Here is a 20,426-nt window from a genome sequence, read left to right on the forward strand (position 1 = left end):
AAGGAGGCGTGAATCTTGGCAGGCGAAAAAATCATGATTGTGGACGATGAGGCGGTTGTCCATGAGCTTCTTACCCATTATCTCGAAAGAGAAGGCTTCAAGGTGTTTTCGGTTTACAGCGGGAGCCATGTCCTGGACAAAACCGCCTTCCACAAACCCGACCTGATACTGCTGGACATTCTGCTGCCGGGGCTGGACGGCATTGAAATCTGCCATGAGCTCCGCAAAAAAACGGATGTACCCATTATCTTCATCACCTCAAGGGACGCTCCCCATGAAGTGGCGCTGGGGCTTGGCATCGGCGGGGACGATTACGTCAAAAAGCCCTTCAACCCCGTGGAGGTGGTGGCCAGGGTCAGGGCGCAGCTGCGCCGCTTCCGGAAGCAGTGCGCATTGCAGGAAGACGAGCCTGCCGTCCTTGCGTTTGGCGACCTGCGCATCAACCTGTTCGACCGTACCGTGGAGATGAAAGGGGAACGGGTGGAGCTTACCGTCAAGGAGTATGACCTGCTTCTTTTTCTGGCTCAGAACCCCAACCGGTACTTCAGTTCCGACCAACTGATCGAGGCGGTGTGGAATCACCCCCGGTCCATCAGCCAGAAGGCTTTGATGACCCATATCAGCAACCTGCGCAGAAAGCTGGGGGAGGACCCCGACAGCCCCAGGTACATTGCCACGCTGAAAGGGGTCGGCTATATGTTCAGCAGCCGCTAGGCGCGCTGCATATGCATCCTGTTCTCGCATAAACTGTTCAAGCAAATAGTGAATATCCTTCAACGAGCTGCTTCGCTCTTGATAGTTTCATACAGCATCGCGTATTCGCATTGCTTGGCTCCTTTGTCCATAAGGCTTCTAAGTGATATCGTTTTTTGCCCCGGCGCCGTTTTGTTTAGAACAGCCGTCGACAAAACATAAAAATCCCATTGTAACAAGTCAAGCGGATTAAGGGTCGCCTGCTCCTTATGTTTTAGTATGCAAAACACATAGACGTCGGATTGACGCTTTTTTTCTGCATCATATTCATTTGTAACGCTGTCCCAGCCGTAGGTTGGCTGGATACCAAAGCTTATTTTTGATAAATTCTGTTGGCTCCAAGACTGAAGATATGCAGAAGTTTTGACTTCTACACGAATGCCTTCTTTGGAAAGCAAATCATATTTATCCCACGATACACTAATACCCTCTGTAATACCAAGCGCCATAGCAACTATGAATTCAGCCAGTCTGCCTCTTTCGGTATTACCAATAAGATCAGAATACGCCCAGGCCCAAAAATCTCTTAGCGTACAGACATCGCTGCCTGCATTCAAAAATTGTTCGTTGCCTGTCTTTTTCTTTATTTCAATGGCAGGATATTTGCATCCTTTTTCGACAGTTTTCTTTTCCATATGTCTTCTCCAGTGACATCTTCTTTGCATAAAATTCTTCCGGTACCACTCATGCTAATCCTCAGTGGTTTGTATAATACTCTACTTTCAAAATAGTCATAGATACATCATGCTCATAATTTCCCCGAGTGCACTCGTAAACAATAATATTGCTATATAATTGTCCAAACCATACAGAGCCAGGCGAAAGATAGAACTGCTTTTGATTCTGCTCATATTGAATCGCTCTGTATGCATGACTTTCTGTAGGAATATTTTTTACTACTTTCCCAAATCTCTTGGCTGCATTTGAGCATTTGATTGCGGTAACGGATGTCCCCTTGGAGCATATAAGAATATAGGGTTCCTTCATAAAATCTAAAATCCTGTTCCCGCACGCGTGCTTTGATACATAAAACTGGTTTGCCAAACTACTCATTAAGGTAAAATCAAAAACAGTCCCTGCTAAAAGTGGCTTAAAAAGCAACTCAGGCATTAATAATTCGACAGCGAATTGATTCGCCTCAGCTTCTATAGAAGAATAGTTATCTACAACTTCCATGTCTTGATTTGAGCATCTGAAACTTGACTCCCCATCCAATGTATATGGAGGTTTATGCCTTAAAAAATAATGGCCAAGCTCATGGGCAAAAGTAAAGTTTTGGCGTCCGATGTTTTCAATATATGTATTGATAAGGATACCTTTCTTTTCACCTCTGTATATCAGCATCCCGCTGAAATCCTTTTCTGAAGGCAAAGAACGTCGCTTTACTTTTATCTTCTCCTGACGCGCAATATCGTCAAAATATGGAGCCGGAACGTCCTTTATACCCATTGTTTCCAAAACCCATTTTGCTTTGGCCGTCGAAGTGTTTGCGTTAAACATCACTCGTCCTCCGCAAACATCTCATCAATCGCTTGCATCAGTTCGTTGGAAGACTTTTTACTGATTTCTCCACGAGCCGCTAACTGGAGCTGCCCATCTTGTTTTACTGCCGGGAAGTCTATAACCTTGTTAGTATCCCTTTGTTCAATGGGTTTTGTTTTTACCGCTTTTATTTCCTCGCATAATGCCATTAATTCATTTGCTTTAGCAACAATGCGCTGTTGCTCGGCAAGAGGTGGAAGGGGAAAAAGCATGTTATGTAATTCCTCAATCGAAATACCCTTAACTGTTGTACCCTCACCTCGGATACTCAGAGTTTTATAGTATGCGATAATATATCGCAAATCAATGTTCATTCTTGAAATAATTAGAGCCCTTAAATCTTGGTTGATTGCCACAGGAATTGTGTTAATAGCTATTTTACCTAATCCCATACGAGTACAAACAATAATACTATTGGCAGGTATAAGGTTAGATGAGCTTTCTTCTAACCCTAACTCAGTTATACAATCTCGTGTTTTGTCTAATATTGGCCCCGTGAGATCTTTTACACTCGCCCATGGTATATTACCATTCCAGTACGCTAAATTTTGCTTAGAAGGCGTTCCTCCACCAATATTTTGAATAATAATATCCCCTAACCTGCACCAAACCCATCCCTCAGGCAAGTCGTAGGGAATTTCATCCTCTGAAATAGGAGGTAGAGGCTTTTCTTTTTTTATTTTCCCTTCTTTCACAAGACGAGCTTTTTCAGCACGAATGCGCTCTAGCAAAACTGAAGCCGGTTCGTCATGTATATCCTGTGGCACAAGTTTTCCTTGTACCGCCGCTTGAAGGATAGATTTCGGTAAATACTCTTCAAAACGGCTCTCAAGAGCATCCAGTTCCTGTTCAGCTGCCTCTAATTCATCGCATAATGCCATTAATTCATTTACTTTAGTAACAATGCGCTGTTGCTCGGCAAGAGGTGGAAGGGGAAACAGCGTGGACAGGAAATCTTCTTGAGAAACACTCGGCGAATTAAACCCGGAAAGCAATGATAAATAATATGTCTTGACAAATGGAGACAAAAGAAAACTAATGAAGTAATTTATCTCAATTTTAATTGGCTTGAACACAACAAAACCCGTACTGCCAATATAGTTTTCTTTTTCGTCCTCAACCACTGCAATATTATTTAAATACGGACGCACGAGAGAATAAACAATAAAGCCCTTTTGAAGCACCCTTCGCGCACGAGACGAGAGACTTTTGACAGGGATTTGCTTTACGTCCTTTATACAATATTTTTTATTATCAATTGCATCAATATCAACATAATTTACCAATGTATTTTCGGGTAAGTTTTTATGAATATTATTGTTTTCTGCTATCTGGATAAGTTCTCCTAACCTGCACCAAACCCATCCCTCCGGCAAGTCGTAAGGAGTTTCATCCTCCGAAATAGGTGGCAGAGGTTTTTCTTTTTTAATCTTTCCTTCCTTAACAAGTCGCTCTTTCTCAGCACGGATACGCTTCAGCAAAACCGAAGCCGGTTCGTCATGTATATCCTGAGGCACAAGTTTTCCCTGTACCGCCGCCTGCAATATAGATTTACGCAATTCCGCTGCTTTCATAGCACATCCTCCTGTGCCAGGGCTATTTGAATCTTTGCGAGTATACTTTCAATTCTCTCTGTTAAAATTGCCTTCTCATTGCGATATTGCGCAATAAATTCATCCGGAGGCAAAATTTCCTCGGTTTCGTGAGGAAACCCGCAAAAATCCAAATTATACTCCGCCGCAATGATATCCTCCACAGGAACATATTGGGAAACATCGCTCTCTTTACGATTGTTCCACCATGCACGCACAGGCGCGAAGTGCTCGTACAACATCGGCTTTGTTTTTGAAAAATGCTTATAGCCTTGAGGCATTTCCAAGCGGTAAAACCATACGCCTTGTGTGGGTTTCCCTTTTGTAAAGAAAAGCAGGTTTGTATTTATGTTGGTATATGGTGCAAACACGTCCTTAGGCAAACGAACAATGGTATGCAGATTGTTTTCCTCCAACAGTTTTTTCTTGATAGCAGCTTTTACGCCTGTTCCAAATAAAAATCCATCCGGCAAAACCATGCCACAGCGTCCGCCGTCTTTAAGAAGTGCCATGATGTGTACTAAAAACAGATCCGCTGTTTCCGTGTTTCGTAATTCTGCTGGCACCGACTGAGAAATGGCTTTCTCTTCCGCCCCTCCAAAAGGCGGATTGGTAACAATAACGTCTACCTTATCAGCCAAACTATAATCTGTTGTCGGCGTACGCAAGGTATTGTCGTGCCTAATCAATGGCACATCAATGCCATGGGCAATCAAGTTAGTGACGCACAGTAAAAAGGGGAAAGGCTTCTTTTCGATACCCCTAATGGTTTTTTGCAATGTTCTATACTCATCAGCCGTCTTGATATCAAAACGGTCAATGACACTGGTTAAAAATCCGCCGGTTCCACATGCCGGATCAAGGACAATTTCACCTAACTGAGGGTTCACTTTATCTACAATAAATCTGGTAACGGGCCTCGGAGTATAGAATTCCCCGGCTTTGCCAGCGCTTTGCAGATCCTTGAGCATGGATTCGTAAATGCCATTGAATAAATGAGCGGTTTTTACTTCATCAAAGTTAATATCAGCATTAATTTTATTAATAACTTGCCGCAAAAGCGTTCCTGATTTCATGAAGTTATTTACGCCTTCCATGACATCACGGACAAGGAATTTTCGTGGATCTCCATCTGAAACATCCAAATTGCGCAACGTCCGGAACATATTTTCTACATGCTCAATCAGGGCATCTCCGGTAATGCCTTCATCGTCTTCAGCCCAGTTTCTCCATCGATATTGCTCGGGAATAACCGGAACATAATCATCCTCTAATTCCCATTCCTGTTCTTTGTAATCAAATGCTTTTAGGAAAAGCAACCAAGCAATCTGTTCTATGTACTGCGCATCGCCGTTTATCCCCGCATCGATACGCATAATGTCTTTCAGGGCCTTTGTTGTATTTGATATAGCCATTTGGCTTACCTCCTCAAATTATGCGACATAAAGTTCTTGCTCTAACTCCCGTATAGCCTGTTTGAATTTTTCTTTTCCCCCAAAGATTTTGTTGACAATAAACTGAGGGGTTCCAAACTCTCTTATGGGATTTACCTTTAAAACATCCAAACTCTCTATATTAGAAATGCCCGAATCGGCATATTTGTCCAACAAAGCGTCCAAAACAGCCGCCGCTTTTTCCCCGTATTTAGCAAAATAATTTCGTTTTTTTACCTTATTTGCCCTTTCACGCCTTGTTAAAGGGGGTTGGTCAAATGCAATATGACACAGCAAATCAAACGGGTCAAATTCATGCCCGATTTGCTCCTGTAATTCTTCGATTAAGACGCCTTGTTCAGCAAGCTCGTCTAAAATGGCCTGCTTGCGTTCCGCGCTGTTCCAAACATGTAAAAAATCATGCAACGAGGCATACTTACTCAAAACATTTCGTTTTGTATAGTCTGTAAGAGATTCCGTAATCAATTTCCCATTTTTATCGATGTATTGAACTCTTTGCTTTAAAACAGATACCTCTACATCACCCACGTAGTATTTTTTACGTTTGCCAGACTCCGAATCGTTATCAATGGTGTAGTCCTTAGGATCTTCTCTTACAAATTCGCTATCGGAATCAGAATCATGTATATTGCCATTTTCATCAGGCATATATTCATCATCCTGTTCACAGGGCCCGTCAAAGTCAGGATCGGCAAACAATCGCGTAGCATCTCTAAAATCAAAAATAGTAAAGAACACTTTCCCTAAATCTTCGCGAATCCGGGTGCCGCGTCCAATAATCTGCTTGAATTCAGTCATGCTGTTGATGTTGGTATCCAACACAATATATTTGACGGTCTGTATATCTACGCCGGTTGTCAACAATTTTGACGTTGTTACTAAAACGGGATATCTGCTGGACACATCGCGGAAATTGTCAAGCTGTTTTTTTCCGATATCGTCATCACCGGTTATTCGCATCACATAGCGCTCGTCTTCTTTTACAAAATCGCTGTTCTCGTTAATTAGTGCCTGCCGCATGCGATCAGCGTGTTCAGTATCAACGCAGAAAAAGATGCTTTTATCCATTCGAGCGTTATGCGCTTTTAAATAATTGGAAACCACTTTTGCAACCACTTTAGTACGTTGCTCCAATACCAATTCCCGGTCAAAATCGGTAATGTTATATTCACGATCCTCTATAATATTTCCAAAACGATCCGTCTGTCCAAGATAAGGACGGAAGCCTTCGGCATCCTTATCAAGTAAGACTCGAATTACCCGATATGGAGCTAAAAATCCATCTTCAATACCTTGTTTTAACGAATATGTATAGACTGGTTCCCCAAAATAATCAATATTAGAAACCTCTTTCGTTTCTTTTGGCGTTGCCGTTAAGCCGATTTGCGTAGCAGATTTAAAATATTCTAAGACCTCTCGCCATTCACTGTCAGCTTTGGCGCTGCCGCGGTGACATTCATCAACAACAATTAAATCGAAAAAATCAGGACTAAATTGACGGAAAATATCCTTGTCGCCTTCACCTGTAAGCCCTTGGTAAATAGCCAGGTATATTTCATATGATTTATCCACATGGCGATGGCGAATAATTGTCATTTTATCTTTAAATGGAGCAAAATCATTAGTATAAGTCTGGTCAATAAGCGCATTTCGGTCTGCTAAAAATAGAATACGTTTTTTAATACCCGCTTTCCAGAGTCTCCAAATAATCTGAAATGCTGTATATGTTTTTCCGGTTCCGGTTGCCATGACCAGTAATACTCTATTATTCCCTTTAACAATAGATTCAACAGTGAGATTAATCGCATTTAGCTGATAATATCGCGGTTGCTTATCAGGCCTTTCAACATAATAAGGCTCCGTAATAACTTTTTCTTGCTTTTCATCTATACCTTTGTATTGCTTATACATGCTCCATAGTGTTTCAGGTGAGGGGAATTCAGAGATGGATAAAATTGTTTCACGATTACTGCCTTCACTATTGCGGTTATGAAAAGTGAAACCGTCACCATTTGATGTAAATACAAACGGCACGCGTAATTGTTCGGCATAACCTAATGCTTGCTGCATTCCATCCGATATTGTATGATTGTTATCCTTTGCCTCAATAATAGCAATGGGAATGTGTGGTTTATAGAAAAGGACATAATCTGCATATTTAGCCTTATCTCTCTTATAAGACCCGCCGCGAGCTATAATTCGCCCTTTTGTAATAGCATATTCTTCACGGATTTGAACATCAGTCCACCCAGCAGCTTTAATAGCCGGAGTTATAAACCTTGTACGTATTTCTTGTTCAGTAAGTGATCTCTTGTCCATTTTCTCACCACACAAAATAAGTATTTTAATTTTCGGTTTTCGTTTTTATTCGAGCATCTCTCGGTTTTTCCGCATCCTTTGGTATCGCCCATGCCCAACCTAAGCGAACAGCGCCTTTTACTCGGCCCTGCTCGCATAAGACCTGCACCCTGCGCGGGGATATATTCCATTTTTCAGCGGCCTGTTTTGCCGTTAAGTAATCCATCGCGAATACCTCACAGAACAGAAAATTCCAACTTCCATTATATGCGAAGAAACGAATAATTTCAATATGCCTGCAGAAAAATTTACAATTAAAGCGAAAAACCGCCGGCCAAAGCCTTTAAGCCCTGACCGGCGGTATTATTTTATTACCCTACAATTCCACATTTACTTCCGTCCCTGTCTTAAACTCCACCGTCAGCCTGCCGTCATATACAGTAACCCTGTTGACAATCCTTCTGACAAGCTTGTCGTCAAACTCAAAAAAGATGCCAGACTGGCTGTTTAAAAATTCCTCCATCTCGGCGACGCTCCGGCGCTTACCGTGAATGTCGGCGCTGCCCGAAAGGATTTTGCCCTTGATCTCCCGCAGGCGGTAAATCTCCTCGACCACCGCCTCATAGTTTTGCCCGCCGCTGGCGAGCCTTACAAGCTCGTCCTGAAGCTGCGCAAGCTTTTCCTCGATTTCATCAACGCCCTGCCCGGCTCCGCCGCCTATGACGGCCTCCACGTTTTTCCGCATGGCGGAGATAAACTCCTCCTTGCCCAGCACCAGCTTGTTGATTGCCTTCACCACACCACGCTTGAGATCCGCTTCCTTGACGCTCTGCGAATGGCACTCAGGCGTACGGCACTCAATCTTCCTGACGCACCGCCAGACCACCGTCGGCCGGTTGCCGTAATACCAGGTAATGCGCCGGTACAACTCCCCGCAGTCGCCGCAAAAGACGATGCTTGAAAGCGCGTACTTGCAGCTGTAGCACCGCATTTTCCCGCCGACGTCGGTGAAAGGCTTGGCCCGCCTTGCAAGCTCCTCCTGAACCTGCATGTAGATTTCCCTTGGGATGATCGCCTCGTGGCTGTTTTCCACATAATACTGCGGGACAATGCCGTTGTTGATTACCCGCTTTTTGGTCAGGCAATCGACGGTGTAGGTCTTCTGGAGAGGCGCGTCCTCCATGTATTTTTCGTTTTTCAGTATCTTCCTTATCGTTTCCGGCCGCCACTTGGGCTTGCCCGCCGCGGTAAGGATGCCGTCGGCCTCAAGCCCCTTTCCTATCTGCAGAAGGCTTGAGCCTTCGAGAAACTCGCGGAAAATGCGCTTGACAATCTCCGCCTCTTCCGGCACAACCACAAGCTGCTTGTTTGCGTCCTTGGTATAGCCCAGAAAGCGGGTATGGTTGACCTGTATCTCCCCCTGCTGGTAGCGGTACTGTATCCCCAGCTTTACATTCTGGCTTAGGGATTCGCTCTCTTGCTGGGCGAGGCTGGCCATGATTGTCAGCATGACCTCGCCCTTGGAATCCATGGTGTTGATGTTTTCCTTCTCGAAAAATACCGGGATGCCCTTGTCTTTTAATTGCCGGATGTATTTCAGGCAGTTGAGGGTGTTTCGGGCGAAGCGGCTGATGGATTTGGTTATCACCATATCGATTTTGCCCGCCATGCATTCCTCGATCATGCGGTTGAATTCCGCCCTTTTTTCGTATTGGTGCCGGAGATGCCCTCGTCGGCAAATATGCCAGCCAGCTCCCACTCCGGATTGCCCTGTATGAAAGACGTGTAATGCTCGATTTGCACCTCGTAGCTGGAGGCCTGCTCCTCCTCGTCGGTGGAAACCCGGCAGTAGGCCGCCACCCGCAGCTTATGCCCGGCGCTGTCCTCCGCCGCCAGGTGCATATTTCTTTGCGCCGGTATGACCGACACGTTCCTTGCCGTCTGCAGCACCCAAACTCAACTCCTTTCCGTAGGTTTTGCCGTTTAAAAGCTCAAACTCCGCCCTATCCCCGCATACCGTTATGCGCCGGACGACACTTTTCATAAACTCCCCGTCGAAGACCGGCGGCGCTTCCAGGAGCAGCTTTTTAAGCTTTTTCGTCAGATAAGCAAAGTCGTCTATTTCGATAAGCGAATACGCGTACTCCGCCTGCTTTACCGGGTCGTCATATTTGATTTCAATATCCGGCGCGGCCCTTTTCGGGCCGTCCTGCAAATCAGATAAATCGATCGACCGCATAAGCTCCATAAACGCTTTTTCCAATGCCGCTTCGGGGATCATCGGGCAATTTTCATGCAAAGCGCGCCGCTTTGCGCTCCTCTTGCGCCCAGTCATAAATTTCCTGAGATATGACGGGAGGATAAAAACCGTCGCCAAGATATTTACTGTCCCGCAGCATCTTTCCCAGGGTCGCCTGCGCACTGTGGATGCCGTTTCGCCTTGCCGCTTCCTGCTGCGAAGTTCCCTTGAGGTAGTCTTCAAAAAACGCCCACACCCTCTGCGCCTCGTCCGGATCCAAAACGACTTGCCCGTTTTCGATCCTGTATCCGTAAGGTATGTGCCTTATTATCTTTCCATCCTTTCCCGCAGGACAAGGCCGCACTTTAAGCGGAAGCCGATTTCAGCCGGCGAAAAGACCGTCCATGCTTTTCACAAAGCGGTCAAAGAAATCTTTATCGAATTCCTCCATATATCCCCGGCGGGAAAGATAGCGATAGACCTCCTCGGCCGATGAAACCGCCGAAAACTCGCTGATTGCGGCGGTGAGCGCCGCTTTTTCCTTTTTCAGCCTTTCCGCCTCCAGTTTAAGCGCGTTTGCCTGCGAATTGAAAAGAGCGGCTCTCTAATGCGTTTTTGTATCGTCAACAATTTCCATGATATCTGAAATATCACAGTTTAAAGCTTTGCAAATCTTGACGAGAATATCGGTCGTAACGTTTTCATTTCTGCCAATCTTCGCAACAGAAGCATGGCTGATGCCTGCCTGTTCTCTCAAGTCCTTCTTTTTCATGTCTTTATCAATCAACAGTTTCCACAGTTTCTTGTAACTCACAGACATACCCGGCACCTCCTTGCGTTTCATATATTTTACCATGAAACATCAGCGTAAACAATATAAAAATCAGCGTTCGCATACATATCAAAATAGTATAGAGAATATGCCGGATAAGCTAATAAGGGTATTCTTGTTTCTTTTCTGCTCTTTAACATATTTCAGAGTGGGCAGTTCAGTAGATGGCTCATCGTGGACCGTGCCATGGTTCGCCAAAGGGGCAGACCGCCCCCTTGGCGCGGCGATAGGTTTTCTGCCGTCCCGGCGCGCGTCCGGCTACCGGACATAATACATGCAGCTGCTCTTTCCCCCGTTTTCACGCCATCTTTGCTCCTTGCGAATCCAGCCGCTTTTTACAAGATCGCCGATGGCCCGCTTGACGGTGCTGCGGGACAGCTTCAGCTCCGCGGCGATGGTGTTAATCGCCGGGTAGCACTTGCCGTCCTTGTCCGCCCGGTCCTTGAGGTACATGTACACGGCCACCGCCCGGTGGGGCAGTTCCGAGGCATAAAGGGATGCAAAGTAACCCACAGCTTCACCTCCTACTCAATCCGAACAGGCGCTTCCGGCTGCCTTGATTTAAGCAGCGCTTTTGTTTTCGGCGCGGCTTTCGCTTCTTCCCTGACGGGCGCGTGCGCCATGCCGCCCGCCGCCGCTTCCGGTTCCTCGTCGGTATCCACGCAGGCCGCGTGCCGCCGGATGATTTCCTGTTCCAGCTCCCCGCGGTCGGCGTAGACCACCTTGCGGGCGGATTTCTCCGCAATCTCATAGGGCTTGCCGAAGGTGATGCCCCATTCGAGGAACAGCTTGAGGGTGCCGCGCATGGGATTGACCCCGGTCTTGGTGACGATGAAGCGGCCTTTGGGCATGCTTTTCAGCTCGTCCGGCGTCATCAGGGGGCGCTGGATCATCTGCAGGGACTGGCCGGGATCGTTTTTGCCGCGGCTTACCGAGCCGCTCATTACGGTCCTGTTGCCGAGGGCTTTTGACAAAACTTCAGCGGACTCGCTGTTGGGCGCGAAACCGCCGAACACCATGTCCTGGCAGTTGTCGACGATGATGGACGCGCCCTCCTTGCCGTAGTTCTTCTCCAATTGAGCGAAGCTCTGGATAATGGCCACGATGGATATGCGGCGGGAACGGGAGGCGGAAAACATCATCTCGATGGATTCAATCTTGGGAATGGTGCCGATCTCGTCCAGGTACATCATGACCCTGTTGGGGAGCCTGCCGCCATGCTCGTCGGCCACGGCCAGCATCTCCCGGTAGAGCTGCTGGACGATGAGGCTGATCAAAAAGTATTTGGTGCTGTCTTCCTCCGGCATGACCAGGAAGATGGCGCTTTTTTTAGTGCAGAACTTTTCCGCGTCGATGGCGGTGTCAAAGCAGAGGATTTGCTCCAGCTCGGAATCCAGAAAGGCGTTCAGGCGGGACAGTGCCGTGGAGAGGACGCTCTGCATGGCCTGTTCCGCGCTGTTGACGGCCGCCCCCGCGAACCAGCGGGCCTTGTGCTCCGGAGGCAGCTTTTCAATCAGCAGCTGGAATTGGTTTTTACCCTTGACGCCGGAGGGAGCCAGCAGGTCCTGGATCAGCTTGAACACGCTGATGATGTGCCGCTTGGGCGGCGGGCAGTATTCCGCGACGAGCAGGATGACGGAGGTCAGAAGCCCCTCGGCGGCGTCATAGAAGAAAGCGTTTTGCCCGTAGGCGGCCGCGTCCGCACCTCCCGGATTTATTATGGTCTTGGCGATGATCTTGGCGTACTTCTCCGCTTTGGCCTTGAAAGAAAGGTTCTCCGGATCGGCGATATAGGCGTCCATATACTTGTTGACCAGATGGAGCATGTTGTTGCCGTCGCTTCTGGTAGGATTACGCAGGTCAATGACCGCCACATCGTAGCCGTAGTGTTCCTTCGCGATGCCGCCGTAGTTGCGGTACAGGTCGCCCTTGGTGTCGGTTGTGATGAAGGACATGCCGGAGGCGCAGGCGTATTCCAGGTTGGGGTACAGGAAATGAGCCGTCTTGCCGACGCCGGCGGCACCGATCATGAGGCAGTGAATATCGCCGGTGTCCACCAGGGCGGTGACGCGGCCGCGGGATATTTTGCAGCCCACCACCAGCCCCTGGGCGGAGGGCAGGTTCTTTTTCCGCCGCCACAGCGTCGGCGTGTAGGGCAGATGGACATATGTCTTATGAATTTCTTGTTTTGTCGCCCAGCGCGCGGTGCCGTGCTGTCCGTCGCCGACGGTTTTGGATTTGATTCCGTTTAGAGTATAATAATGGGCCAGCAGGGAAAGGAAGCCGATAACCCCGAACATGGTCAAGGCCGCGGCGGTCAGCGTGATGATTTGGGATGTTTGCATGGGACACCTCCTTATGGGTGGTTTTGCTTGCTGTTTGTGGAGAAGGATTTGCAATTCTACAGCATGAGTCTTTGTGACGCCAAACCCGTATGCTCCGCCTGTCGAACATTTCCGTCCGCTTTTTGCAGGCAAAGCGTTTCAGTATTCTGTTTGAGTTCTTCAAGGCGGACAAAAATCTGCGACCTGACGCAGTCCAGCGCAAGGCGCAGATAGGATGCGATGAGATTATGCTTGTCTTCCGGACTGCGGAGGCCGGCTGCGCTGATCTGGCGGTTGAGAGAGGAAACGTCCTGCCGCAGGTCGTCCGCCCTGGAGCGCAGCATGCCCCTGTCCCGGTGGAGACGGTAGCTGTCCTGAAGCTCTGCAATGAGCTGCTCTATGGCCGCCGGCTGTTCCATCTGCCGGTATTGTCTTTGGGCGGCAAGCAGAGCTGCCGCAGCCATGACTCTCAGATGCTCCGTCACCGCGGGCGCCTTTCCCTGCGGCAATTTTCCGTTTGCTATCAGGGGTTTCAGCTTTTCATAATGCTCCAGCAGCATAGCGTACGGGTTGTGCGTAGATATTAAAGATTTGCAGGTTTCATAAAGCCCGGCGCAGATTTCCGGCAGGGCCTCCAGCTTGGGATGGCCCTGTGCCGGGATGGGTGCGACGCCGTTCTTTGCTTTTAAGTCTTCATTCCAGTCCTTGTATTCCGGTTGCCGGACCGGCACCTTCCTGCACCCCCGCGCATTGAGGATTTCGGCCAGCCGTCCCGCGGCTTCGATGCCCGCCTCGTCATGGTCCAGGCACAGTACAACCTTTTGCAGGCGGGGGTTTAATTCAAGCTGCCGCAGCAGGGCGTGTTCGGCCACGCCGTCCAGGGCCACATAGCTGTTTTGCTTCCAGTCCTCCGGGTAGAGGGTGATAAAGGACAGCATATCTATGGGCGCTTCAAACACATACAAGGTGTCGTTAGCGCCTATATGATGGAAGCTGTATGCCGGATCGCTGCCTTCCACGTTGCCCCGGTAGCTGCCGCCCACGGTGTAAAGCCCCCGTTTGTGCGCATGCCTCGGGACGCCGTTTTCATCATACCCGACAAAAACAGCGTTGTGATATTCTTTTGTTTTATCCGCGGACCGCTCGCAGCTTTCATAAAGCATTTTTGACTTCGCGAAATGGGCGATAACATCCCGGTCTATGAACCGCTGTTTGATCAGGTACGCATAGACGCGGCGCATGTCGCTGTTCATTTCCGGCAGTGCAAAGGGTTTGCGGGGAGCCGGGGCGCTTTTATGGGTTTGATTCCATTCCACGCCCCCTTCGCCGCCCAGGAGCAGCGTCACCGCCTCCGGAAAGGACAGGCCGTAGAATTCCCGCACGAAGTCGATGGCAAGGCCGCCTTCCTCCCTGCTGTGCCTGTACCATTGGTTGCCCCGGATGGTCACACTGTCATGCCGCTTCCAGCGCCAGTCCCTTCCGGCGCGGGTGAGCTGCTCTCCCTGGCGCCGCAGGAAGTCCGCTATGTCTATCGAATTGGCCCGGCGTTTTTGTTCATCGGTGAAGGGAATGTATTTGCTCATGATATCCCTCCCCGGTCAGCGTTTCCGTTTGCCGCACCTGCCAAAAAAAGCCGCCCTTTGCGGGAGCGGCTTGCGATTGGAAGGCAAACGCGGGATAAGCACTTTATCTTTTTTGCGTAAATATTCTTTCATCATGGAAATCCCTCCTGTTAATAGCTTTGGCGAGGTTCGCGATCGTCATGGGCGTGGCCCTGGGCCGCTTTTTTCTGCGCCAGCTTTTTGCGCAGCTTGCGATCCACCTGCATAACGCCTCCGCCAAATCGCTTTTGCTCGTCGCGGAAGATATTGCCCAGGTGGTGCATGAGCCGTGTGGCCGCCAGCAGGACCGACGGTTCGCGGAAGGAGTCCACGCGGTCGAGGAAAAACTGCGCATAGATGTTTCCCTGTCCGGCTGACAGAGAAAGCCAGCGTACCGCGGCCTCCCGGTCCCTTGGAACCTCATGCCCCATAAGGTAGAGCTTGCCGAGCGCATACTGCGCATATTGATTTCCCTGTTCCGCGGAAGCAGTCAGCCACTTGACGGCCTCATCCACATCTTTGGGAACATCCTTTCCCAGCAGGTAGAGCTTGCCCAGCCTGTACTGGGCGAATGAATTGTCCTGCATTGCGGATTTTGCCAGCAGTTCTACGGCCTTCGGAACATCTTTGGGCATATCCTCTCCAGTAAGATACAGCTTTGCCAGCGCGTATTGGGCATGGACGTTGCCCAGCCGGGCCGTCTTTTCAAAATATGCAGCCGTCGCGGACACATCCTTGGGAATATCTTCTCCCGCGAGATACATGTCTGTTTCCATATCCTCATCCGGCTCAAAAGTGAAATGGTGGCCGCCGATGCTCATTGCCTCGGCGATCACCATATTTTTTATGCTCTTGAATTCCTTCCGTCTGGAGAGAGGCAGCGGATCGGGAAGCATGTCGGCATAGGTGCGCAGCACTTCGTTGCGCAGCTCGCACCATTTTTCGTAGCACCGGGCTACCCGCTCATCCCTGGCCAGCTCGTCCACGATCTGATCGACGACCGCCTTGAGGGGCGCTTTCAGATAGCCGTATTTCTTTTTGCCGGAGGTGTGCTTGAGCCGCTCCGCCAGGCGCGCAATCAATTCCTCAATGGTTTTGTTTTCGCAGACTCCCGAACTTATCTGACCGATGATTTCCCGCATGGACTCCCGGCTTTGTCTGGTCAGGGCGTCGCGGCGCTTCGTCTGTTCGGAATAAATCTGAATAAGGTCCTGTTTGAAGATTTCCCTTGCCAGGCTGCTTCGCATGTTTTCAATGCCCTGTTTGGTGAGATAGGCTTCCGTGGGGTTAACGGAGTATGCGATTAAATGCACGTGAGGATGATGACCCTCGTTATGGTAGGCGGCGTACCAGCGGAGATTTTCCGGGGCAATCTTCATCTGCTCCGCGATATGGTTGCGCTGTCCCCGGATCAGGTCCCGCCACGCTTTGGCGTTGTCGTAGCCGAGCCGAGCCGCGTCCTCCCGGCGCAGGGAGATGACATTGGTCCACACGTTGCCAGCGTGATTGGCGACTTCCTCTGCCACTTTGGACAGCACCACAGGCAGGTCGGCGTCGGTAAACAGGCCATGGCTGCCAAGGGCCTCCGCCCCCGGGCGGTTGGCGATGTATCCGACATAGTTTTCGCGCTTGCCGAGGAGATCGAGGTTTTGCTCCAGCGCCACGGCGATAAACTCCGACGCGTTTTCCCTGGTCTTATCTTTAAAGTAGTCTTCGTACTCGAAGAGGCCGGCCGTGTCGGGAAGCTTGCTTATGATTTCTGCGATGAGCCGCTGTTGTTTTTGGGTGGCGGGAAGCAGTCCCGTGCTGTCCGGCACTTTTTCCACGCCCTCGCGGGTGGCTGCGTATTCTATGAAATTGGCAAGGTGTTCCGGCGCGTTTTTCAGGTAACGGCATTTGAAGATAATCCTCGGCATGGTATGTCACCTTACTCGCCCTTCTGGAATTTCACCACGTCCTCGAAGGTGACGGCGCCGACGGATTTCTTCACGTCGTTCACGCACTTGCCCCGCAGCCTCTGCAGCAGGGCTTCGTCAATCTCCGCGTTGGACGCGATGATGTTCATCATCATGGACATTTCCACCGCCAGCTTGAAGAGCAGGCGGGCGATCCTGTTCTCCGAGCTTTCCACCACCCCGGCCATGGCGGAGGTTAGGGCGGCGGGCAAATACTTCATGCTGTTTTCCGCGGAGATGTAGCCGCAGTAAAACAGGACCGCCTTTTCGATGAACTCGCTCTGGCTGCCGCAGTTGTCCTTTTTATACCATTCCTTGACCTGCTTCCGCGTTTCCGGGCGCATCCACAAGGGGAATTTCTTTTTGTTTTCTTCTGCCATATTGTCCACCTCCAATCCGGTGCGCATTTTTGCCGCAACGCCTGTCGCGACGCCTGTGAAAAGCCTTCGGCTATGGGCTTTGCCGCGGCCTGCGACTCCTGTAGCAACCCCAAATGACAAAATCCGACCCCGGCGGGAAACGTCCTTCAGCCCGCATTGCGGGCTGATGTGAGCCGAGGCGGAGGCGTTTGCGACCCCGCCTCTTTAACCTGCAAGGTTTTCGACCCCATGGTTCACCCCCCAAAAGGGAGGGTAGCTTCCATGCCTGCGTCCGCTTTTTTGTTTTCCCGCTCACAAAGCCCCGATACGGGGCGTTATTCTGCCCGCAGGTGTTATGATGTCACCCCCGCCGCAAAAAGCGGACACAGGGGTACACAGGCGGCGACAGTGCGTCCAAACCGCATTTACGCATTCCCGCCCGCGCTGTTGTTTTTCGCCGGTGCCGATGGAGCGGGGCATGAGGGACGGTTAGGCCTTTCAGGTTCCGGGAACTTCCGGCTTTCAATGTATTCCCGGACGGGAGCGGGAACGTGTTCTTCGTAGAGCTTCTGGAGAAAATCCTCCAGCTCGGCCTGAAACTCCGTGTCCTCTTTGCCCATGTACTGGCGGATGGCGCGAAGCTTCTCGGCGTCGTATTGGATTTGGACGGTTGATTTTCTCATAGTAGGTTCACTCCTTTACAAAATTTCTGTATCGCAGGAAAAAGTGAGCCATGTTGGTGTACTTTCCTGACCCGCCGTCATAACGGCAGCAGGAAAATGAGCCAACATGGTTACAATTCCTCCAGCGCACGGATAAGGCTGCCGGGGAGATCGGACAGCCGAACACCATCATCCGTTTCCTCTGGCAGCGTGGTTTGCGGTGGCGGCGCAGCATTTCGCAGCTCGTCCCTGACCGCCTGCCGGACAACCTGCTCCAGGCTTTCCGTCTGATGTGCCGTCAGGATGCTGGTAACCACATACTCGGTGCGCTGCCTGCTGGCCTGCCGCGCAAACAGTGTCTCGGCTTCCCGATGTCTTGGGTTGTCCATATCGAAGGAGAGATAATATCGTTTTCGCCCGGACATAGGCTCACCCCATCAGGAGCTTGTAGCCGTCCGCATTGGCGAACCGGTTCAGCACAGCCACAGTATTGATGTCGCTCCTGCGCAGCATGAGTTCGAGCAGTTCCGCACCACCGCCCGCGAACACCGTGGGGAGCCGCAGGTCAAGTCCGCGCTCCCGGAGCGCATTGAGCAGCTCCTTGCAGTAAGCCACCACAGCCTGCTCCACCACAGCATGGATCAATTTGCTGTCGGCGTGCTGGATATCCCCGCGGATCGCGTCGGTGATAAGTTCGTCCGACAGGAGGATGTCATTGCGCTGGAGCGTATCCTGAATCCGGCTGTAGAGGGTAATGGTTCCCATGCGCAGGCTGGCGCAGCTCGATCTGTCCAGCCGGAAGTCATGGAGTGTGAGGATATCCACCGTATACCCGCCGATATCCACCAGCGTGATGCTTCGGTAATCCTTCAGCTGCGGATAATACCGGCACAGCGCCGCATGACCCTGCGCGAACACCTTGCACTCGGCGATGCGGCATCGGTAAGACGTTCCCTCGAACAAGAACGAAACATTGTCACGCAGAAAATATCGCCGAAATGCCTCCTTCTGCGTCCCGTAGCTGCCAATGGGCAGGCCCACGCCAAGGGCGATTTCCGCGCTTGTGGTTCCCGCGTGCTTCATCGCATCCGCGATTGCCGGCAGCGTAAGCATAAAGGTATCCGGCTCTCTGGTCTTGTCCTGCTGAAAACGCATGCGGCGCTCGCCGATGGCGTAATATCTGCCCTCGTAGAAGAGCTGCATATCCGGCGTGATGAATTCCTTGTCGCTTGCAGTGTATCCGGAGGCATAGAGCATCCCCTCCGAGGATTTGGTGTTGTAGTTTCCGTTGTCCACACCAAGCTTAATCATTAAAATTAACACCTCCTTTTTCCTTTCCGCTGTTTACATGCTCATGGTCATGCCCTGGGTTTCTTCCTCGGCAGGTCCCTCCGTCCCGGTCTGAGCTTGCGGAGAGGAAGGCGCCTCGGTTGCTGCCTGCTCACGCTGGCGGCGGGTCTGCCTTGGCTGGCGCTGCGGTTCCGTCTGCCGTTCCTGGGCTTCCGGTCCTGGCATCTGTTCCTGGGCAGGCTCCTGTCCGATCCTGCTTTCCACATACTCCCGGACATGGACGGGGACGATCCTCTCATAGGTTTTTTCAAGGTAATCCTTCATCTCCCGTTCGATGTCCAGCTCTTTTTTGCGCATAAAAAAACGGAGGGCCTCCAGCTTCTCCGTGGGGAACAGTATCGTAAGTTCCGTTTCTCTCATGTCTCATTTCCTCCTTTCTACGGCAGATAGCTTCTTGGATTTTGGATTTCTCCATTGATGCGCACCTCAAAATGCAGGTGCGGGCCGGTGCTTCTTCCGGTGCTGCCAACCTCCGCGATGATGTCGCCGGCCTTGACCGCCTGACCCTCGGTGACGAGGATTTTGGAGCAGTGGGCGTAGAAAGTGACAAAGCCGCCGCCGTGGTCGATGGCTAAATGATAGCCGTAGCCCGTGGTCTTATAGCGTGCAAACAGCACCGTGCCGTCCAGCGCAGCGCGGATTGGCGTCCCTTGGGGCGCGGCCAGGTCGATGCCGGAGTGTCCTTTGTGCCGACCAGTGAATGGGTCGGTCCTGTACCCGAATTCCGAGGTCACCATGCCGCGCCAGCCTTCCCCCAGGGGAGAACAGAAGCCGTCGGCTCCGACAAAGGGCGCGTCGGACAGAGGCAGTCCGTTTGACCAGGCGTTGAACGCCTCCCCATAGGTGGGGATGCCGCCGCCGTACAATATGCGGTGGTAAATCTCCGAGGCGTTGGCCCGGTCCTCATGGGTGATTGTCCTGCCCAGGGTGGTTTGGAGGTTGGCGTAGATCTCCGGCAGGGATTTAAGCGGCACGGCCACGGTGTAGGTTTTACCGGTTTTGTTGCCGTCCTCATCCTTTTCGGCGCGGGTTTCGTACCGCACGAAGCAGTCGGCGAAGGCCCGGTAATCCGAGGCGTCCATCCGCAAGTTTTCAGCGCCGAAGAACAGAGAATAAAAAACCGCCTTTATGCGGGTGGCGTCAAGCTGTCCATCCTCCACCTGCGAAGATATGTCGGCGATGGCGGCGTCAAGCTCCGAAAAGCCGTTGCGCATCTCCCGGATATGGGCGGCGTAATCGGCGGGGACCCGGGAAGAGATAGCGCCGCCGTTGAAGCACAATTCTATGGCGTTGCTGTTGTGATCCGCCGCAGCCGAGAGCAGGCTCACGATCATCACGACGATAAGGATAAAGGGCGTCAGGATGGCGGCGACAAGAACGCCGGCAGCCTTCCATGTCCTTTTGTCGGTTGCCGCGGCGACGGCCGCCCTGACCGCAAGGGTGATGGTTGCGGGATCAGCCATGC

The 20,426-nt window shown here is 50.8% G+C and carries 21 protein-coding genes and 1 pseudogene; 1 reads left to right on the forward strand and 21 read right to left on the reverse strand.

All coding sequences use genetic code 11. The features are described 5' to 3' along the window. The first annotated feature begins 15 nt into the window (after nt 1-15). Nucleotides 16-714, forward strand: coding sequence for a response regulator transcription factor (locus tag HM1_RS00690; RefSeq protein ID WP_012281317.1), 699 nt, complete (start codon nt 16-18; stop codon nt 712-714). Between the two features lie 59 nt (nt 715-773). Here HM1_RS00690 and HM1_RS00695 read toward each other — a convergent pair whose 3' ends face one another. From HM1_RS00695 to HM1_RS00785, 21 genes and pseudogenes are all read right to left on the reverse strand, one after another. Next, a complete protein-coding gene (locus HM1_RS00695) occupies nt 774-1,388 on the reverse strand; it encodes a hypothetical protein (protein ID WP_012281318.1) in 615 nt (204 codons plus the stop codon). Between the two features lie 61 nt (nt 1,389-1,449). Beyond that, nucleotides 1,450-2,253, reverse strand: a complete 804-nt coding sequence (locus tag HM1_RS00700; RefSeq protein ID WP_012281319.1) for an ImmA/IrrE family metallo-endopeptidase — start codon at nt 2,251-2,253, stop codon at nt 1,450-1,452. Then, nucleotides 2,253-3,869 carry a restriction endonuclease subunit S gene (locus HM1_RS14260; protein ID WP_012281320.1) on the reverse strand — a complete coding sequence of 539 codons (1,617 nt, stop codon included), beginning with the start codon at nt 3,867-3,869 and terminating at the stop codon, nt 2,253-2,255. The genes HM1_RS00700 and HM1_RS14260 overlap by 1 nt, the downstream gene beginning before the upstream one ends. Further along, nucleotides 3,866-5,302 (reverse strand): type I restriction-modification system subunit M, encoded by a 1,437-nt coding sequence (locus HM1_RS00710; RefSeq protein ID WP_012281321.1) that lies wholly within the window; start codon nt 5,300-5,302, stop codon nt 3,866-3,868. Before HM1_RS00710 ends, HM1_RS14260 begins: the two co-directional genes overlap by 4 nt. Before the next feature lie 18 nt (nt 5,303-5,320). Further along, entirely contained in the window at nt 5,321-7,660 is a 2,340-nt protein-coding gene (gene hsdR / locus HM1_RS00715) for an EcoAI/FtnUII family type I restriction enzme subunit R (RefSeq protein ID WP_012281322.1), read from the reverse strand. Nucleotides 7,661-7,685: 25 nt separating this feature from the next. Continuing rightward, nucleotides 7,686-7,865 (reverse strand): helix-turn-helix domain-containing protein, encoded by a 180-nt coding sequence (locus HM1_RS14975; protein ID WP_012281323.1) that lies wholly within the window; start codon nt 7,863-7,865, stop codon nt 7,686-7,688. 150 nt (nt 7,866-8,015) lie between these two features. Beyond that, entirely contained in the window at nt 8,016-9,137 is a 1,122-nt protein-coding gene (locus HM1_RS00720) for a recombinase family protein (RefSeq protein ID WP_470303222.1), read from the reverse strand. Beyond that, nucleotides 9,114-9,541, reverse strand: a pseudogene (locus HM1_RS16565) (recombinase family protein); the annotation flags it as partial. The gene HM1_RS00720 and the pseudogene HM1_RS16565, both read right to left, overlap by 24 nt. Beyond that, nucleotides 9,507-9,920 carry a hypothetical protein gene (locus HM1_RS00725; protein WP_012281326.1) on the reverse strand — a complete coding sequence of 138 codons (414 nt, stop codon included), beginning with the start codon at nt 9,918-9,920 and terminating at the stop codon, nt 9,507-9,509. The pseudogene HM1_RS16565 and the gene HM1_RS00725, both read right to left, overlap by 35 nt. A 10-nt stretch (nt 9,921-9,930) precedes the next feature. Further along, a complete protein-coding gene (locus tag HM1_RS00730; RefSeq protein ID WP_049753994.1) occupies nt 9,931-10,158 on the reverse strand; it encodes a hypothetical protein in 228 nt (75 codons plus the stop codon). 324 nt (nt 10,159-10,482) lie between these two features. Beyond that, nucleotides 10,483-10,698, reverse strand: a complete 216-nt coding sequence (locus HM1_RS00735) for a helix-turn-helix domain-containing protein (RefSeq protein WP_012281329.1) — start codon at nt 10,696-10,698, stop codon at nt 10,483-10,485. A 270-nt stretch (nt 10,699-10,968) separates the two neighbouring features. Continuing rightward, nucleotides 10,969-11,223 (reverse strand): helix-turn-helix domain-containing protein, encoded by a 255-nt coding sequence (locus tag HM1_RS00740; RefSeq protein WP_012281330.1) that lies wholly within the window; start codon nt 11,221-11,223, stop codon nt 10,969-10,971. A gap of 11 nt (nt 11,224-11,234) precedes the next feature. Further along, nucleotides 11,235-13,055, reverse strand: coding sequence for a VirD4-like conjugal transfer protein, CD1115 family (locus HM1_RS00745; RefSeq protein WP_012281331.1), 1,821 nt, complete (start codon nt 13,053-13,055; stop codon nt 11,235-11,237). A 56-nt stretch (nt 13,056-13,111) separates the two neighbouring features. Continuing rightward, nucleotides 13,112-14,617, reverse strand: coding sequence for a toprim domain-containing protein (locus tag HM1_RS00750; RefSeq protein ID WP_012281332.1), 1,506 nt, complete (start codon nt 14,615-14,617; stop codon nt 13,112-13,114). A gap of 149 nt (nt 14,618-14,766) precedes the next feature. Continuing rightward, a complete protein-coding gene (gene mobP3, locus HM1_RS00755) occupies nt 14,767-16,551 on the reverse strand; it encodes a MobP3 family relaxase (protein WP_012281334.1) in 1,785 nt (594 codons plus the stop codon). An 11-nt stretch (nt 16,552-16,562) separates the two neighbouring features. Continuing rightward, entirely contained in the window at nt 16,563-16,970 is a 408-nt protein-coding gene (locus tag HM1_RS00760; RefSeq protein WP_041313024.1) for a hypothetical protein, read from the reverse strand. Nucleotides 16,971-17,374: 404 nt separating this feature from the next. Beyond that, nucleotides 17,375-17,632: a DUF6103 family protein gene (locus tag HM1_RS00765; RefSeq protein ID WP_012281336.1), complete on the reverse strand. Its 258-nt coding sequence runs from the start codon at nt 17,630-17,632 to the stop codon at nt 17,375-17,377. Between the two features lie 110 nt (nt 17,633-17,742). Continuing rightward, nucleotides 17,743-18,036 carry a hypothetical protein gene (locus HM1_RS00770; protein ID WP_012281337.1) on the reverse strand — a complete coding sequence of 98 codons (294 nt, stop codon included), beginning with the start codon at nt 18,034-18,036 and terminating at the stop codon, nt 17,743-17,745. 4 nt (nt 18,037-18,040) lie between these two features. Further along, entirely contained in the window at nt 18,041-18,922 is an 882-nt protein-coding gene (locus HM1_RS00775; RefSeq protein ID WP_012281338.1) for a ParM/StbA family protein, read from the reverse strand. A 33-nt stretch (nt 18,923-18,955) separates the two neighbouring features. Then, nucleotides 18,956-19,321, reverse strand: coding sequence for a DUF6103 family protein (locus tag HM1_RS00780; RefSeq protein ID WP_012281339.1), 366 nt, complete (start codon nt 19,319-19,321; stop codon nt 18,956-18,958). A 17-nt stretch (nt 19,322-19,338) separates the two neighbouring features. After that, a complete protein-coding gene (locus tag HM1_RS00785; protein ID WP_012281340.1) occupies nt 19,339-20,424 on the reverse strand; it encodes a M23 family metallopeptidase in 1,086 nt (361 codons plus the stop codon). Nucleotides 20,425-20,426 lie beyond the last annotated feature (2 nt).

The sequence above is a fragment of the Heliomicrobium modesticaldum Ice1 genome, assembly GCF_000019165.1.
Lineage (GTDB): Bacteria > Bacillota > Desulfitobacteriia > Heliobacteriales > Heliobacteriaceae > Heliomicrobium > Heliomicrobium modesticaldum.